10 protein-coding genes, 1 tRNA gene and 1 pseudogene are annotated in these 16,302 nt (G+C 68.0%); 3 read left to right on the top strand and 9 right to left on the bottom strand.

Going from position 1 to position 16,302, the window contains the following annotated elements; all coding sequences use genetic code 11:
• Positions 1-222 precede the first annotated feature (222 nt).
• Together clpP and tig are read right to left on the bottom strand one after the other, a co-directional pair.
• Positions 223-813, bottom strand: a complete 591-nt coding sequence (clpP, locus tag ACT6Y9_RS02905; RefSeq protein WP_295477961.1) for an ATP-dependent Clp endopeptidase proteolytic subunit ClpP — start codon at positions 811-813, stop codon at positions 223-225.
• 400 nt (positions 814-1,213) lie between these two features.
• Positions 1,214-2,566 carry a trigger factor gene (gene tig, locus ACT6Y9_RS02900; RefSeq protein ID WP_443743449.1) on the bottom strand — a complete coding sequence of 451 codons (1,353 nt, stop codon included), beginning with the start codon at positions 2,564-2,566 and terminating at the stop codon, positions 1,214-1,216.
• Between the two features lie 333 nt (positions 2,567-2,899).
• On the opposite strand from tig, the gene ACT6Y9_RS02895 reads away from it, so the two are divergent.
• Both ACT6Y9_RS02895 and ACT6Y9_RS02890 read left to right on the top strand, forming a co-directional pair.
• Positions 2,900-3,496 (top strand): hypothetical protein, encoded by a 597-nt coding sequence (locus ACT6Y9_RS02895; RefSeq protein ID WP_443743448.1) that lies wholly within the window; start codon positions 2,900-2,902, stop codon positions 3,494-3,496.
• Between the two features lie 70 nt (positions 3,497-3,566).
• Positions 3,567-3,652: transfer RNA gene (locus ACT6Y9_RS02890), tRNA-Leu, on the top strand.
• A gap of 80 nt (positions 3,653-3,732) precedes the next feature.
• Here the strand turns inward: ACT6Y9_RS02890 and ACT6Y9_RS02885 are convergent.
• The 5 genes from ACT6Y9_RS02885 to alr all read right to left on the bottom strand — a co-directional run bounded on the left by ACT6Y9_RS02885 (position 3,733) and on the right by alr (position 10,449).
• Entirely contained in the window at positions 3,733-5,550 is a 1,818-nt protein-coding gene (locus ACT6Y9_RS02885) for an aryl-sulfate sulfotransferase (RefSeq protein ID WP_443743447.1), read from the bottom strand.
• Between the two features lie 197 nt (positions 5,551-5,747).
• Positions 5,748-6,704: a LysR family transcriptional regulator gene (locus ACT6Y9_RS02880; protein WP_443743446.1), complete on the bottom strand. Its 957-nt coding sequence runs from the start codon at positions 6,702-6,704 to the stop codon at positions 5,748-5,750.
• A gap of 134 nt (positions 6,705-6,838) precedes the next feature.
• On the bottom strand, positions 6,839-7,816 hold the full coding sequence (locus tag ACT6Y9_RS02875) for a hypothetical protein (protein WP_443743445.1): 978 nt from the start codon (positions 7,814-7,816) through the stop codon (positions 6,839-6,841).
• A 156-nt stretch (positions 7,817-7,972) separates the two neighbouring features.
• Positions 7,973-9,358: a DNA repair protein RadA gene (radA, locus tag ACT6Y9_RS02870; protein ID WP_295477979.1), complete on the bottom strand. Its 1,386-nt coding sequence runs from the start codon at positions 9,356-9,358 to the stop codon at positions 7,973-7,975.
• The gene (alr, locus tag ACT6Y9_RS02865) at positions 9,358-10,449 is read right to left on the bottom strand and encodes an alanine racemase (protein WP_295477982.1); all 1,092 of its coding nucleotides are present in this window, start codon (positions 10,447-10,449) and stop codon (positions 9,358-9,360) included. Before alr ends, radA begins: the two co-directional genes overlap by 1 nt.
• Positions 10,450-10,730: 281 nt before the next feature.
• Here alr and lplT point away from each other — a divergent pair, with 281 nt between their 5' ends.
• Positions 10,731-12,047 carry a lysophospholipid transporter LplT gene (lplT, locus tag ACT6Y9_RS02860; RefSeq protein ID WP_443743444.1) on the top strand — a complete coding sequence of 439 codons (1,317 nt, stop codon included), beginning with the start codon at positions 10,731-10,733 and terminating at the stop codon, positions 12,045-12,047.
• Positions 12,048-12,145: 98 nt separating this feature from the next.
• On the opposite strand, the gene ACT6Y9_RS02855 is transcribed toward lplT, so the two are convergent.
• Both ACT6Y9_RS02855 and ACT6Y9_RS02850 read right to left on the bottom strand, forming a co-directional pair.
• Positions 12,146-15,484 carry an AAA family ATPase gene (locus ACT6Y9_RS02855; protein ID WP_443743443.1) on the bottom strand — a complete coding sequence of 1,113 codons (3,339 nt, stop codon included), beginning with the start codon at positions 15,482-15,484 and terminating at the stop codon, positions 12,146-12,148.
• 4 nt (positions 15,485-15,488) lie between these two features.
• Positions 15,489-16,302: pseudogene (locus tag ACT6Y9_RS02850) on the bottom strand (metallophosphoesterase family protein); the annotation flags it as partial.

Raw genomic sequence — 16,302 nt, 5'->3', positions numbered from 1 at the left:
TAGCGTTTAGCCATAGTGGATCTATCCTTGGTCGCCCCGGCGGGTCTCGCGTCCGCTGCGGGGCCTCTGAGGGGCCGCAGCGGGAGACGGTGCGGGACGTTGTGCTTGTTCTTTTGGGTGGCCGCGCTGGTCCGCCGCCCTTCGATGAGGGGGCGGCCCGGCGGCCGGAAGTGCGCTTCAGGGAGACTCGGAAAGCCTCCCTTGGGAAGCGCGGCGTGAGGATCAGAGGTCGGCGCGGGTCGTGAGCACGCGGTCGATGAGGCCGTACTCGAGGGCCTCCTGCGCGCTCATGAAGTTGTCGCGGTCGGTGTCGCGCACGAGCTCTTCGTAGGAGCGGCCCGTGAAGCCCGCCATCAGTTCGTTCATCTGACGCTTGATGAGCGTGAGCTGGCGCGCGCGGATCTCGACGTCGCTCGCCTGGCCTTCGGCGCCGCCCAAGGGCTGGTGGATCATGATGCGCGAATGCGGCAGCGCGTAGCGCTTGCCCTTCTCGCCCGCGGCGAGGAGGAAGGCGCCCATCGAGGCGGCCATGCCGAGGCAGATCGTGTTCACCTTCGGACGGATGAAGTTCATCGTGTCGAAGATCGACATGCCCGCAGACACGGAACCGCCGGGGCTGTTGATGTAGAGCGAGATGTCCTTGTCGGGATCCTCGCTCTCGAGGAAGAGCAGCTGGGCGACGACGAGCGAGGCCGTCTGATCATTCACCTCGCTCGTGAGGAAGATGATGCGGTCGCGCAGCAGGCGCGAATAGATGTCGAAGCTGCGTTCGGAGCGGCCGGAGTTTTCAACGACGATGGGGACGAGGGACATAGCTGAGGTGTTCTCGATGATGAATTCGGGGGCTGGCGCGGCGGTGAGGAAGGAGCGGGCGCGAAGAGACGCGCCCGGGCGGCTGAATTTTCCCCGCCGGGTCCGGGAGGAGCGCTCGGGACGCGGGGAAAACCGCGGCGTGCGCAGAGGTGCGGGACATTATCGCGGAGAACGCCGCTTCCTGCACCCGCGGCAGGGCGGACGGGGAGCTGCCGGCCCGATAAAAATAGCAAGGGCGCCTTGCGGCGCCCTGCTTGATTCCCTCCGGATCCTGCCCGCTTTTCTCAAAAAACTCAAGAATGCGGAGCGGAAGTCCCCTCGCGGGAGCTCCCGCCCGCCTCATTTCGAGGATTCCGAAGAGGCGGGCCGGATTTGCGGGACTGCGGTGTCGAGCGAGGCCTTAGAAGGCGCCCGTCATCACCTTGTCGAACTCGACGGTCTCGTCCGAGGTCGTGGCGTGATCGAGGATCCAGTCGCAGACGTTCTTCTGCTGGCACTGGACGGCGATGTTGGCACGGCTCTGACGATCGGTCATGATGGACTCGACGACCTGGGCGGAGTTCTCGTAGGCGCCGGCGAACATCTCGGCGCGGGCCTTGATCTGCTCGTCGGTGGCTTCGAGGTGCTCGCGCTTCGTGAGGGCTTCGACGAAGAGGCCGAGGCGGACGCGCTTCTCAGCACCTTCCTGGAACATCGTGTCGGGGAAGTTCTCGGGAACCTTGCCGCCGCGCTGCTTGATGTTCTGGGCGAAGTTCTCGGCCATCGCGCGGCGTTCCTGGGCGACCACGGCGGTCGGGACGGGGAACTTCAGGGCGGCGGTAACGGCCTCGAAGGCTTCGTTTTCGGTCTTTTCGGTGAGGCGGGCCTGGACTTCGCGCTCGAGGTTGGCGCGGATTTCGGCGCGCATCGCGTCGACGCCGCCCTCAACGCCGAGGGACTTGGCGAACTCGTCGTCCACTTCGGGGAAGTGGGCTTCCTCGATCTGGGTGACTTCAACTTCGAACTCGACCTTGGCGCCGTTCAGCTCGGCGGGACCGTAGTCTTCCGGGAAGGTCATCTCGAAGGTCTTCTTCTCGCCCTTCTTCATGCCTTCAACGGCGGCTTCGAAGTCGGCGAGCATGCGGCCGGCGCCGATCTCGAACTGGAAGCCTTCGGCCTTGCCGCCGGCGAACTCAACGCCGTCCTTCGTGCCGCGGAAGTTGACCGTGACGCGGTCGTCCTTGCCGGCGGCGTGGTCCTCGGGGGCCTCGGTGTAGGTGACGCGCTGGCGCGACATCACGTTGAGGGTCTTCTCAACGGCGGCGTCGTCGACCGTGCAGGTGTAGCGCTTGAGCGTGAGGGCCTTGAAGTCCGGATCAACGATCTCAGGGAAGACTTCAAAGACGGCCTTGAACTTCATGTTCTCGGCGTCTTCCTTGTCCTCGACGAGGTCGATGCGCGGCTGGCCGGCGATCTCGAGGCCGGAGGCCTGAGCGGCCTTCACCCAGGCCTGGCCGACGAGCTCGTTGACGGCCTGGTCGTAGGCGCGCATGCCGTACATGGCCTCGACCTGAGCCATCGGAACGTGGCCCTTGCGGAAGCCCGGCATCGTGGCGGTCTTGGCGTAGTTGCGCAGGTACTTCTTGACGAGCGCCTGAACGTCGGCGGCCGGAACGGAGAGGTCGAGGGAGCGCTCAAGCGGGTTCACCGCGGGAGCTTCAACGGCCTTTTCTTCCTGGGGAGCCGCAGCCTGTTCAGTCTTTTCTTCAGTCATTTTGTTCGTCGCTGAAAAATCCGGGCGCCCTCTGAAGGCCTGCAACATTCTTTTTCGAACATTGCCCGGCTTGGAGCCCGAGAAGTTGGAAAATGCCGCCCGAAATGCATTGGGCGCCCCTCCAAGGGTGCGCCCGCCTCCGGCCGGTTCGGAAACCTTTTGCTCCGGGGGGAAGCCCGACGAAGGCGCATGAGCGCGCGGACGGGGGTCCTCCCAAAGACGAATTCCGCATTATACCGGACCACTAGAGGCGATGCATTTTGTGTGATCCGCCTAAACTCATGCGCCCGCTGTATTTTTAGCGCGCCCGTCCATTTGCTCCGCCCAAACGCCATGCCCGCCCAGACCGCCCCGACCGTCATTTCAGCCGCCCGCCGGCTTCTCGCCCCGCTTCTCGCCTCCGCCGCCCTCGTTCTCGCGGGGTGCGCAGCGACGACCTCGAACCGCGCGCCGGCCGATGACGCCTCCACGGCCGCCGCCGAAGCCTCCGCGCCCGCCGTGCACGAGACCGTCCGGACCACCCGGAGCGTCCGCCTGCAGTCGGCGGGCTACCGCGCCCGCATCGAGGAGGTGGCCGCACGCATGCGCGCCGCCTGCGTGGCCGACGACTATCAGCCCTACTTCAGGAAGACCGCCTGCCTGCCGGGCGGCATCACCGAGGAGATGCTCGCCGACCGCACGCGCATCACGGCCGCGCAGAAGCGCGCCGCCCAAAAAGTCTTCGCCCTGACGCACGCCCTCAACGAGGAGACGCGCCGCATCATGATCGAGTCGGGCACGCCCGAGGAGCGCGCCCGGGCGCTCGCCTCCCAGTCCGAGCGCGACCCGCTCATCTCGGCGCTTCAGGAGGACCTGCTCGCCGGGCGCATCACCTGGGGCACCTACAACGCACGCAGGCTCGAACTCCACCACGCCGCGTCCGGGCGCTGAGCCTTCGCTCCCGGGCCGGGCGTTTCTACTTTCGGCCCGCCTCCTGTAGAATGGCCGCTCGCACGAAGTTGCGCGAGTGGCGAAATTGGTAGACGCACCAGGTTTAGGTCCTGACGCCCCTACGGCGTGCCGGTTCGAGTCCGGCCTCGCGCACCAGACAAAAAAGAGGTCGGAGCGGATTTGATTCCCGCTCCGGCCTCTTCCTTTAGGTGTCGGTCACTTCAGACCTTGAGCCGTCACTTCGACTCCTGAGAGAGGGCCTTTTCAACCGAGAACGGCCAGGCCTGGTAGCCCGTGCAGTTCTTGAGCTGAATTTCGACGGAGGGCTCCTTCGCACCCCACTTGAACTCCTCGATGAAGGGGTTCGGGGCCGAGGTGAAGGCGCCGCTCGCGAGGTCGAAGTTCGCGCCGGCCGTGGCCGAGTAGACGAAGATCGAGTTCTTGTCGGGCTGGTACTCGGTGAGCGACGTCACCGGGCTGTACCACCCGTGGCCGCGCTCCTTGCCGTACTCCCAGACCTGTTCGACGGTCATCTTCTTCTGGTCGATTCTGTAGACCACCGAGCGCGAGTACTTCATCTCGGGCAGCGCGGGCTGCTCCATGCCGCGCGAGTCGCCGTTGTCGAAGGCCGAGACGAAGATCACGTCGCCCTTGCTCTTCTCGTCGATCTTGAAGGCGGTGTGCTGCGTCCACGTCCAGTCGAAGCCGCCTTCGCATTTGCTCCCTTCGCACTTGATGGGCTGCCCGTTCTTGTCGACAGGCGTCAGGAGCATCGGCTGGAAGGGCTTCTTCCAGCCCTCGGGCGAGCCGAGGATCCACTTCACCTTCTTGTCGCGGCCGATCTTGATGATCGCGGACTGGTGGCGCGAGCTGATGATGATCGAGTCGTCCTCGGGGTCGTAGTCCACGGAGTTGACGTGCGCCCAGTTGCGGCCCGGGCCCGTGCCCACGATGTCGCCGAAGCGGTCGGAGGCGTCGAGCTTCGCGATCTCCTCGTGCGAGAGGGTCTTGCCGGCCTGATTGGCGTCGATGTTGAGGCACACCGCACCCTGGTCGAGCACCTTCATCACGTTGTCGCGGTACGGGTCGAGGATTTCGGCGAGGCGCCATTCATCGACGACGTTGCCGTTCTGGTCCACTTCGGCGATCACGTCGCGCACCGTGCGCACGTTCTTGCCGTCGGCGCGCTTCCAGTTCGAGCTCGCCACGCGCAGGAAGTAGTGTCCGTTCTGCGCGTCGTCCATCGAGTGCGAGAAGTCGCCGTAGCGCAGCGGCAGCCGGCGGTTGAAGACCTCGCGGCCGAGGATGTCGTACTTCACGTAGCGCTGACCGAAGCCCCAGGTGAGGAGGCCGTCGTTGTTCTGCTTGAAGCCCATCATCACGCCCGCGGAGTAGAGCGAGTTGAGGTCGTAGATCGGGTTGGCGAACATGTACCAGCGCACTTCGCCCTTGGTGTCGATCACGGTGTTCTGCGGCCAGAAGTTCCACTCGAGGGCGCCGCCGGTGGGGTTGTTCCAGACGGCGCGCGTGCCGATGCCCGATTTCTGGGCGATGTTGTTCACGAAGTACAGACGGTCGGAGAAGTCCGCGTCCACCTTCTTCACGTCGACGCCGAAGGGCATCGCGCGCTCCATCTTGTTGCCGGCGGGCTCAAAGTAGACGGGCGGCGCATAGAGCTTGTATTCGTCGGTGAACTTCTCGTGCTTGCCCGTCGTGTCGATGCGGGTGTAGTCCACGCGGATGGTGTTCATGTAGTCCGCGTAAAGGCCGAACACCGGGATGCCGCCGTGAGTGAGGAGCTGGGTGCGCGAGACCTTGTAGTCGATCGCCTGGCCGCCCTGCTTCGGGACGATGTGGACCGTCACGTCGGCGAGCGTGTAGCCGCCGTCGCGGATCACGGCGGTGAGCGGCGCGATGCCGTAGGGATTTCCCATCACTTCGCCGATATGACCCTGGACCTCGTAGTCCACCTTCGCGCCCGAGGCGCCGCCGATGGCCATGGCGGCGGCAGGTATGGCGGCGGCGACGGCGACCGCAATCCACTTCATCTTCATAACTCATTCTCCTTTCCGGGCGGTCCTCGTCTTTGCGGCGGCGCCCGTTGTTGGTCCGCCACCCATTGCTCCGGGCGGCGGAATGAAGTCAGTTTGAAGAAGTCTCCTGAAAGGCGTAATCCGAGCCTCTCCCGAGGTACGTTGCAGTTCCCGCCGTTCGCTTTTACGGAAATCGGAAAATACTTCGGAGCCGGCCTTCAATCTTCGACAAACGGCACGGTCGCGACGTCGGCATAAGGCTCCTTCGCGCTCGCGAAGACCGAGCGCACCCAGACGGAGGCGGGATCGCGGTCGAGCCGCTCGTGCCAGATGAGGCTCGGTCCGAAGACGGCGGCGCTCCGCGGCCGGCCGAGGATCACGAGGTCGGGCATGAGGTCGACGAGCTTCGCCGCAAGCTGCAGCGGGAGCGCCCCCCAGAGGTTCGTGCGGCGCAGCGCCTGCGCGATCGGCAGGAAATAGGGCGACCAGACCGCCACGTGGTCGGGCACCATCGGCGCGTCCGCCTCGCAGACCGCCCAGAGCTCGTTCGGGTCGTTCGAAGGCGCCGTCATCACGCGGACCTGCCGATAGGGCTCGAAGTCGGCGCGCACGAGCGGGCGCCTTCCCTGCAGTTCGGCCAACGGATGGCTACGTCGGCAGACGAAGACGAAGACGTCGTCTGCGAGCCTCAGGCTGCGGATGCGCTCGTCGGAGGGCACGAACGGATAGACGGCGAAGTCCGCCTCGCCCGCGGCGAGGACCTTGACGAAGTCCGCGCGGATCGGCCGGAAGTCCACGCCGATCCCGGGCGCCTTCTCAAAGAGCGCGGAGAGCGCGGGCGTGAGGAAGGTGAAGACCGCGTTGTCCACGCAGAGGATGCGGAAGGTGCGCCGCACCTCGGCGGGCCGGAAGACTTCGGGCTCGAAGAGCCGGGCGTAGCCCGCGGTGAGGGAGGCGACCTCGGGAAGAAGCTCCCGCGCCCGGGGCGTGGGCGTGAGGCCGCGGCTCGTGCGCACGAAGAGCTCGTCCTCGAGCAGGCCGCGGAGCTTCGCGAGCATGCGGCTCGCGCCGCCGATCGACATGCCGCACTCGCGCGCCGCCCGCGTGAGCGAACCCGTGCGGAAGACCGCCGAAAAGAGAAAGAGCGCGTCGGTGTCGATGTTGGGTCGGTGCATGATCGCTGGTCTCCTTCTCATGCTTTCCGTGAAAAAAACAGAAGGCGGCGCCCGGATGATGGAACGCCGCCTTCAGATGGCGGGACTTCGGTGCGGATCCGCCCGAAGTCCGCCGGCTTCACGCTTGCGGAAGCTTAGTGCTTGCCGCCGCAGCCGCAGCCTTCCTTCTTCTCTTCGGCGTGCTCGTGCGCGTGGTCATGACCGCAGCAGCAGCACTCTTCGTGCTCGTGGTGGTGGTCGTGACCGCAGCAGCATTCACCCTCGTCGTGCTCATGGTGGTGGTGGCCGCCGCACCCGCACTCTTCGTGCTCGTGGTGGTGGTCGTGGCCGCAGCAGCACTCTTCATGCTCGTGCTCGTGGTCGTGGCCGCAGCAGCATTCCCCCTCGCCGTGATCGTGGTGATGGTGGTCGCCGCACCCGCACCCTTCGTGCTCATGGTGGTGGTCGTGGCCGCAGCAGCACTCGCCCTCGTCGTGGTCGTGATGGTGGTGGCCGCCGCACCCGCACCCTTCGTGCTCGTGGTGGTGGTCATGACCGCAGCAGCATTCGCCGTCCTCATGGTGGTGGTCATGACCGCAGCAGCATTCGCCGTCCTCATGGTGGTGATGATGGTGATGGTGGCCGCAGCCGCAGGAATCGTCGTCGTGACAGCCGCAGCCGCACCCGCCGCCATGGACTTCACGGAACTGGATCGGGTCGAAGGGCGACTCGGCCTCGGTCACCTGCAGGCCGACCATCTCGAGCATCTTGGCGAGGTTCGGCAGCGGCAGGACCGCGAAGCCTTCCTCGATCTGGGCGATGCGCACGCCGCGGTTGATGAGGGCGCCGGCGGCTTCGCGCAGCACGTTGAGGTCGCCCGTGACGTGAAGGACCTTCTCAACGGCCGGACGGACGGCCCAGAAGGCGCCCTTGTCGTCGAGGAACACATCGTTCACTTCGACGGCGCGGAGCTGTTCGGCCGGAACGGCGAGCGTCACGTCGCCTTCGGGCGTGTGGATCGTCGCGGGGAGCTCGGCGCGTTCGGCCGAGGTGAGCGGCAGCGCGTGGGCGCGGTCGAGGACGGTCTGAGCCGGAGCAGCCTCGGCGGGCAGAAGCTTCGTAAGCGTGGTCATGGTGCGTGAATCCTGATGAATCAGGGCCCGCTGCGGTGCGAACGGCCGCGGCGGACCCGAGCTGATGAAAACTTTTCTATTTTAAGGACTCGGGGCCGGAGCGCCCTACTCATTTGGAGCAAGAGGTTTCCTCAGGCCCTGTGCGCGGCGCGCGCCTCAGGGAAAGAGCGCCGCGAGCGCGTCGGAGAGCCGGTCCACGGCGACAACTTCGAGCCCCTCGACGGGCTGCTTCGGGGCGTTGGCGCGTGGAATGAGGGCTTTGGAGAATCCAAGCTTCGCCGCCTCCCTCAGGCGCTCCTGCCCGCGGGGCGCGGGGCGAATTTCGCCCGCCAGGCCCACTTCGCCGAAAACGACCAACCCGCGCTCGAGCGGGCGGTCGCGCCACGAGGAGCAGATCGCGGCGAGGACCGCGAGGTCCACCGCCGTCTCGGAGATCTTCACGCCGCCCACGGCGTTGATGAAGACGTCCTGATCAAAGAGCGCGACCCCGGCGTGGCGATGCAGGACCGCGAGGAGCATCGCGAGGCGCTGATTGTCCACGCCGACGGCGAGTCGCCGCGGTGCGGGCGAATGGGTTTCGTCCACGAGCGCCTGGATTTCGACGAGTAGCGGCCGCGTGCCCTCCTGGGTGACGAGCACCGCGGACCCGGGGATGTTCGACTTGTATTCTGAGAGGAAGATCGCTGAGGGGTTGGTGACGCCCCTGAGCCCGTGGTCCGTCATCGCGAAGACGCCCAGTTCATTCACCGCGCCGAAGCGGTTCTTGAAGGCGCGCACGAGGCGGAAGTTCGAATGGGTGTCGCCCTCGAAGTAGAGCACCGTGTCGACGATGTGCTCGAGGATGCGCGGGCCCGCGAGGGCGCCGTCCTTCGTGACGTGCCCGACGAAAAAGAGCGTCGAGCCCGAGGTCTTCGCGATGCGCGTAAGGCGCGCGGCGCACTCCCTCACCTGAGACACCGACCCCGGGGCGCTCTCGAGCGCCGCGGAGAAGAGCGTCTGAATGGAGTCGATCACGACGAATTCGGGGCGCTTCTCGCGGATCACCGCCTCGATGTGCTCGAGCTCGATTTCGCTCATGAGCTGCAGGCCCGCAAGCGGGAGCTGCAGGCGCTGGGCGCGCAGCGCAATCTGCGACGCGCTCTCCTCGCCCGAGACGTAGACACACTTGAGGCCGCCCGCGACGAGCCGCGCCATCACCTGCAGGAGCAGCGTGGACTTGCCGATCCCGGGGTCGCCGCCGATCAGAGAGACGCCGCCCTTCACGAGCCCCCCGCCCATCACGCGGTCGAATTCCGAGAGCCCGGTTGCGACGCGCGGCGCCTCCTCGGCCGAGACGTCGGCGAGGTCCTGGAGCGCCCCGGTGGTGTCCACGAAGCCGCGGCCCGCGCGGGCGTCCGAACCGTAGCGCGACTGCGTCGCGGTCGGAACCTTGAACTCCTGGAGCGTGTTCCAGGCGCGGCAGTGCGGGCACTGACCCTGCCACTTCACCGTCGTGCCGCCGCACTCGGAGCAGACGAATTCGACGCGGTCGCGCTTGGCCATCAATCCGCCTCCTCGGAGAGAACGATCGGCACGCGGCGCGCGAGGGCGCAGATGAGTTCGTAGCCGATCGTGCCGCAGCAGGCGGCGACGCGGTTGACGGGCAGATGCCGCCCCCAGAGCTCGACGCGGCTGCCGAGCTTCGCGGCCGGCACGTCCGTGACGTCGATTTCGAGCATGTCCATCGAAACCGCGCCCGCAAGCGGCGCGGTCTGCCCCTCGACCCAGACGGGCGAGCCGTCGGGCATCGAGCGGGGGTAGCCGTCGGCGTAGCCGCAGGCGACGACCGCGATGCGCGAGGGGCGCTTTGCGGTCCAGCGCGAGCCGTAGCCCACGGACTCGCCCGCGGGAATCTCCTGGATCGCGATGATCTTCGCCGTGAGAGTCATCGCCGGGATGATGCCGAGCTCTTCGGAGGAAACGTGGGCGTCGGGCGAAACGCCGTAGAGCGCGACGCCCGCGCGCACCGCCTCGCCTCCGACCTCGGGGTGAAAAAGGATCGCGGCGGAATTGGCCATGCAGGCCGCGGCCGCGCCGCGCGCGAGCCGCCCCATGCGCGAGAGCTGGCGCTCCACGGAAACGGGCGACTCGGGGCTGTAGGTGGGCTCAGCGTTCGCGAAGTGCGTCACCACGTCCATCACGCGCACGCCGGGAATGGCGGTGAGCTGGTCGTAGACGGTGTTCACCTCGACGGGAAGGAACCCGAGGCGGTTCATGCCGGAATTGACCTTGATGTGGCAGCGCACGTCCTTCACGCCGTGCTTCCTCAAAAGCTCGATCTGCCAGGGCGAGTGAATCACCGTCTCGACCTTGAGCTCCTGCATGGGCTCGATGTCCGATTCGTCGAAGAAGCCTTCGAGAAGCAGCAGGCGCTTGGCCCAGCGGCAGCGGCGTGCGAGCTCCGCGTCCGAGAGGTCGATGAGCGCGAGGCCGTCGGCGTCGGCGAAGGCCGTGACGGCGTTTTCCAGCCCGTGGCCGTAGGCGTTCGCCTTCACGACCGCCCAGACGGCGCGGCCCGCGGCCTTTTGACGCATCACGCCGAGATTGTGGCGCAGGGCATTGAGATCGATTTCAGCAAATATGGGACGCGGCATGGGCCGACTCGGCTCCGTGAATGGGTTGAGGAAGGGGGTGCGGCGAACGGCAGGGGTCCGCGCGCGGCCGAAGAGATGAATTTTCGCACCTTGCGGGCTTGCGGATGGCCGCGCCGTCTGCAACGGTCTGTATCCTGCCGAAGACGTAGTCCGAAGGGCTGCGGCGGGACCTCAGGAGCGGCTCGGCGCCGGTTTGATAGACTTCCGGCCGGAATTCGGACGTCTTCCGGCCGCACTCCCCGTGCGGCCTTCCCCACAACAACGACGGACTTTGTCTTCTGATGCATCGCGGCTTCTACACCATCATGGCGGCGCAGTTTTTGTCCTCCCTCGCGGACAACGCGCTTCTGATCGCGGCCATCGCGCTCCTCACGAGCCTCGGCGCCCCGGACTGGCAGACCCCGCTCCTGAAGCTCTTCTTCGTCGTGAGCTACGTGCTCCTCGCCGCCTGGGTGGGCATCTTCGCCGACTCGATGCCCAAGGGCCGGGTGATGTTCCTCACGAACGCCCTGAAGGCGCTCGGGTGCCTGCTGATGCTCTTCGGCGGCCATCCGCTCCTCGCCTACGCGATCGTCGGCATCGGGGCGGCCGCCTATTCGCCCGCGAAGTACGGCATCCTCACCGAACTCCTTCCGCCCGAGAAGCTCGTCATCGCGAACGGCTGGATCGAAGGCCTCACGGTGGGCTCGATCATCCTCGGCGTCGTCCTGGGCGGCGTGCTCATCAAGCCCGAAGTCGCGCAGCCGATCCTCAACGCCTTCTCGCTCGACGCGATCGGGCTCCACTCCTTCGCCGAAGGCGCGATCTTCGCAATCACCTTCGTCTACGTCGCCGCCTCGCTCGTCAACCTCGCGATTCCCGACACGGGCGCGCGCTATCCGAAGCAGAAGTTCGACCCCTACGACTCGATCCGCGGATTCCTCAAGTCCTGCACGCTCCTTTGGCACGACCGCCTCGGGCAGATCTCGCTCTGCGTGACGACGCTCTTCTGGGGCGCGGGCGCGGTGCTGCAGTTCCTCGTCCTCAAGTGGTGCGACCACGCGCTCGGCATGAACCTCTCCCAAGGTGCCGTGATGCAGGCGGTCGTGAGCCTCGGCATCGCCGTTGGCGCGGTGCTCGCCGCCGCCCGCGTGCCGCTCAAGGACTCTCTGAAGGTCCTCCCGATGGGGATCATCATGGGGTTCCTCGTCACCGCGATGGCCTTCTACACGCGCGACGCCGCGCCTGCGGGCGGCATCGCGCTCTTCGGGTTCGAGCTCTCCTGGGCGACCCTCATCGCCGCCGTCGGCATGATCGCCGTAGGCATCTGCGCGGGCTACTTCGTCGTGCCGATGAACGCCCTTCTGCAGCACCGCGGGCACGTCCTCATGAGCGCCGGACGCTCGATCGCCGTGCAGAACTTCAACGAGAACCTCTCGATCCTCACGATGTTGGGCGTCTACGCGCTCCTCATCAAGTTCGACCTCTCGGTCCCCGCGACGATGATGCTCTTCGGCGCCTTCGTGATGGTCTCGATGACCCTTGTGATCGTCAAGCACCTGCGCAACCAGAAGGAGTTCGACAGCACGCACCTGATCGGCGAAGAGAAACGCCACTGATCCCGTCGGCGCACCGTCCGAGAAAACGCCCCGCAGCCGGAAAAAACGGCGCGGGGCGTTTTGCTTGTGGTGCGGCTCGGAGCGGCGGGCCCGGCTGATCAGGCCTCCGCGATCCGCCGCACGCCCGGGCCCGTGAGGTCGGAGGTCCCGGAGACGCCGCGCGGGTGCACCTCGATCCGCACGGGGATGCGTTCGCGCACGGGACCGACGTGGCTGATGAGGCCGATCAGTTTTCCCGAGCTCTGCTGGAGCATCTCGAGCGCGGTGAGGGCCCGCTCGAGCGACTGCGGGTCGAGGGACCCGAAGCCTTCGTCAAGAAAGAGCGTATCGACCCGCATGCGCTTCGTGCTGATCCGCGAGAGGGCGAGCGCGAGCGCGAGCGACACCATGAAGGTTTCGCCCCCCGAGAGGTTGAAGGACGTGCGCTCAATCCCGGCCATCAGCTGGTCGCGCACGGCGAGGTCGAGCCCTTCGTCGCCCGACGCGATGAGTTCGTACCGGCTCCCCATCTGACCGAGGACGGCGTTCGCCTGCTCGAGCAGAAGCGCAAAGGTGAGGCGCTGCGCGGCCTTCCGGAAGCGCTTGCCGTCGGCCGAACCGATCAGGGCCGAGAGCCGCCCCCAACGGTCGGCGGCGATGCACCGGCGCTCGAGCTCGACCCGGGCCTCGGCGGACTGCCGGCGGCGCTCGTCGTCGGCCTCTCGGCGGGCGGCGAGCGCGCCCTTTCTTTCGGCCGCCGCGTCCGCTTCGGCACGGGCTTTTTGAGCGGCCGCATCGAGCTCCTCCACGGGCGCGTCGCGCCGCGGAGCTTCGAGAAGCTTCGCGAGAACGTCCGCCGTGCCCTCCACCTCGCGCTCGGCCGCGGCAAGCGCCCTTTCATGCGCGCTGAGGCGGCTGCGGCCTGAAGCGATGAATTCCGCGGGGCGTTCAGCCGCGAGCACCTCGTCCTCACTCGAAAACCCTGCGGCGGCGAGGAGCGCCGTGAAGGCCTCAGCCGCGTCGGTCATGCGGCGGGCGAAGTCGTCCGCAGCCTTCTTCTCCGCCTCGGCCTTGGCGGCGTGGGACTCCTTCGCCTTGGCGAACTCTGCCGCACCTGCATCCGCCTGCCGGCGCAGGAGCGCCGCGGCCTCGAGCGCCCGGTCGAGCGTCGCGCGTTCGCTCTTCGCGTCGCGGGCGCCCCATTCGCGGGCGCGCTCGCTGCGGGCTTCGGCGAGCGCCGTCATCGCGGCCTTGTCCTTCTCCTTGGCGCGCCGGGCGGATTCGTCGGCGGCCGCAAGGGCGGTCTTCGCGGCCTCCATGCGGGCGCGCAGCCCCTCGAGCGCCTTCTCCGACTTCTGAATCTCGAGCACCGCCGCGACGCGCTTGTCCGCACGCGCCCTCAGGTCCGTGAGCAGATCGAGGAGTTCGGCGTCGGTCCCGGGCGCGGCGCCCTCCGGAACGAAGGGCGCGACGGCGTCGATGAGCGCGCGGCGCGCCTCGTTCCATTCGCCTTCGAGCTGCACGCTCTGCTTCTTCGCCCGCTGCCAGAGGCCGCGCTGGGTGTTGAGCCGCCCCTCCGCGTCCGCGGCGGCGGTGCGCTTCCCGCCCGCATTGCGCTCGGCCGCGGTGAGCGCGCGGTTTGCGTCGTCCAAGGCCTTCGCCGCGCGGCCCGCGGAGACGGACCACGCTTCAACCTCTCCGAGGGCGCTGCGGAAGCGCTCGAGGAGCGCCGCGTCCACCGTCCCATGGAGCTCCGCGTAGAGGCCCTTCAGGCGATCGACCCGGGCCGTGAGGCGTGCGGCCGCAGACTGCGCCCCCGCGCCCGTTTCGCCCGCAAGCGCCTGCAGGCACTCGAGGCATTCAAGGAGCCACTCAGCCGCCCAGAGGCGGCCGGCGAGTTCGCGCGTCTGCGCGATCTGCCGCTCGACCGAAGTCCCCGCGGCGGCGATTTTCTGCGCGCGCTCGGCCTGCGCCTGCGCGCTCTCGGCGGCGGCACGCGCCTTCTCTGCGGCGTCGAGCTCCTGATCGGCCTTCGCTTTGGTAGCCTTCAGGGCGGCGCCGTCCTTCTCCACGACGGCCACCTCACGGACGGCGGCCGCGGCGTTCGCGGCCGCGCGCCTCATCTGGCGCGCGAGCTCCTCCAAGGCCGCGATCCGTTCGGGCAGCGCCTCATCGCCCGCGTGCGCGGCGAGCTCGGACTTCCGGGCGGCGAGCGCCGCGCCGGCGTCGGCCGCGGTCTTCTCGGCGCGCGCGAGCTCAGCCCCGCGCCTGCGCCCTTCCTCTTCGGCCTGACGACGGGCGTCGGCCGCCATCTTCGCCGAGGCGGCGAGCACCTCGATGCGGCGGTCGGCGGCCTCCATCTTCTCGAACTCAGGGAGCGCCGCGGTGCGCTGCGCGCGGGCGGCCTCTTCGGCGGCGGCCGCTTCGAGGGCGTTCTTCTCCGCGGCCGCGAGCTTTTCGCCCGCAGCCTTCGCGGCGGCCTCCTCGAGGGCGCAGACGGTGCGGTGCTTCGCCTCGTCGTCGCGCGCGACGTCGCGCTCCCTGCGTTTCTGCGCGGGAGCGGCCGCCTTGACGGCGCGGTCGACTTCGAGCCGCAGGCGCTCGACCATCGGCGCCTCCTTCTTCACTTCGTCGAGGCCGCGCCTCGCGCGTTCGTCGCGCCCGCGCGCCTCGAGGACGTTCTTCATCCACGCGAAGTCGGCTTCGGCCTCGGTGCGGGCGCGCTGCGCCTCGGCCGCAGCGGCGTCGGCGGCCTGCGCTTCCTTGTCGAGCGCCGCGCGCTCCTCTTCGGTGAGGGGCGCCGCGCTCTCGAGCTGCGCGACGAGGCGTTCAACCGCAGCGCGCTCCGCGCCTGCGCGTTCGTAGACCATCCGCCCGATCCGGGCGTAGATCCCCGTGCCGGTGATGTTCTCGAGAATCTGCGCGCGCTCGTCGCCCTTGGCGCGCAGCAGCTCCGCAAAGGCGCCCTGCGCGAGGAGGGCGCTCCGCGTGAAGGCGTTGAAGTCGAGCCCGAGAAGGCGCTTCATCTCCGACTCCCAGGCGGTCTTCTTGGTGGCGACGACTTCGCCTTCGGCCGCCTGCGCGTCGGGAAGGCGCGCGAGCTCCACCTCCTCGACGAGCGTGCCGCGCCCCTTGTTGCGGTACCGGCTCGACCAGGTCGAGCGCCAGAAGACGCCGCGGCACTCGAAGAGCGCCGTCGCGGAGCACCGCGTCGAGTTCTTCGTCATCACCATGCACGTGCCGTCGGTCTTCTTCGCCGTCGTGGTGCGCGCCCGCATGCGGGGCGTCTCACCGAAGAGCGCGAGCGTCACCGCGTCGAGGATCGACGTCTTGCCGCTCCCCGTCGGCCCCGTGATCGCGAAGATCCCCGAGCTGCGGTACGCGGCGTCCGTGAAGTCGATTTCGTGAACGCCCTTGAGGGAGTTGATGTTTTCAATTCTGAGCTTCAAAAGGCGCATTTCCTCACTCCTGCTTCCCGTCGGCCTTTTGGGCGATGTCGGCGCGCGCCGTCTCGGCGGCGGCCGCATCCTCGCGCTCGGCGGCGCGCGCGGCTTCGAGGATTTCTGCGTAGAGGCCGCCCAACTCCTCCTTCGCGGCCTCGTCGGTCCCCGCGTCTGCAAGGACCGAGTCGAAGACCCCTTCGGGCGTGATGTCGTCGAGGCTCCCCACCGGAGTCTCCGAACCTGCGCCGGAATGCCTCACGGCGCACCGCACGGCCGAGAGCCGCACGCCGGCGCGCCCCGCGGCCGTGTTGAGCGCCTCGACGAGCGCCCCCACATCCGTCACCGCGCCCGTGTAGGTCACTTCGGCGACCGCCCCGGGCGCTTCGGCGCCGAGCCGATCGAGCGCGGCCTCGAGCTCCTCCAAAGTGCCCGAAAGGGCGGCGAGGCGCCGCGGCTGCGGCACTTCGATCGACTGCTCCTCGACCCTGCCGTCCGGGTGCACGGTCACCTCGACCACCTGGTGGGGGTCCCCCGCGTCGCCGACGTTGAGCGCCAAGGGCGAGCCGCAGTAGCGCACCGGAATCACCGCCTTCACGCGCTGCGCCTTGTGAATGTGCCCGAGGGCGACGTAGGCCCAGCCGCTCCCGAAGACCGAGGCCGAGACGTTCCTCAGCGACCCGACGTAGACGCCGCCGTCGGAGGCTGCACCCGCCGCATCCGCGGCGGCGGCGTCGCCCTCGCGGGCGGGTTCGGGCCCCACCTTGGAGCCCGTCACGAAGAGGTGCCCCATGGCGACGAGCGGCACGCCCGGACCGCAGAGCTCGACGAGGCGC

Origin of the sequence: Sutterella sp. (genome assembly GCF_052272535.1) — a bacterium.
Lineage (GTDB): Bacteria > Pseudomonadota > Gammaproteobacteria > Burkholderiales > Burkholderiaceae_F > Sutterella.
This window is presented reverse-complemented; position numbering and strand designations above follow the sequence as displayed.

What these genes read in the sequence shown, in the direction of transcription:
- ACT6Y9_RS02855 (WP_443743443.1), bottom strand. Translation starts at nt 15,484, where the DNA reads ATGCGCCTTTTGAAGCTCAGAATTGAAAACATCAACTCCCTCAAGGGC.
- alr (WP_295477982.1), bottom strand. Translation starts at nt 10,449, where the DNA reads ATGCCGCGTCCCATATTTGCTGAAATCGATCTCAATGCCCTGCGCCAC.
- clpP (WP_295477961.1), bottom strand. Translation starts at nt 813, where the DNA reads ATGTCCCTCGTCCCCATCGTCGTTGAAAACTCCGGCCGCTCCGAACGC.
- tig (WP_443743449.1), bottom strand. Translation starts at nt 2,566, where the DNA reads ATGACTGAAGAAAAGACTGAACAGGCTGCGGCTCCCCAGGAAGAAAAG.
- ACT6Y9_RS02885 (WP_443743447.1), bottom strand. Translation starts at nt 5,550, where the DNA reads ATGAAGATGAAGTGGATTGCGGTCGCCGTCGCCGCCGCCATACCTGCC.
- ACT6Y9_RS02895 (WP_443743448.1), top strand. Translation starts at nt 2,900, where the DNA reads ATGCCCGCCCAGACCGCCCCGACCGTCATTTCAGCCGCCCGCCGGCTT.
- ACT6Y9_RS02875 (WP_443743445.1), bottom strand. Translation starts at nt 7,816, where the DNA reads ATGACCACGCTTACGAAGCTTCTGCCCGCCGAGGCTGCTCCGGCTCAG.
- ACT6Y9_RS02880 (WP_443743446.1), bottom strand. Translation starts at nt 6,704, where the DNA reads ATGCACCGACCCAACATCGACACCGACGCGCTCTTTCTCTTTTCGGCG.
- lplT (WP_443743444.1), top strand. Translation starts at nt 10,731, where the DNA reads ATGCATCGCGGCTTCTACACCATCATGGCGGCGCAGTTTTTGTCCTCC.
- radA (WP_295477979.1), bottom strand. Translation starts at nt 9,358, where the DNA reads ATGGCCAAGCGCGACCGCGTCGAATTCGTCTGCTCCGAGTGCGGCGGC.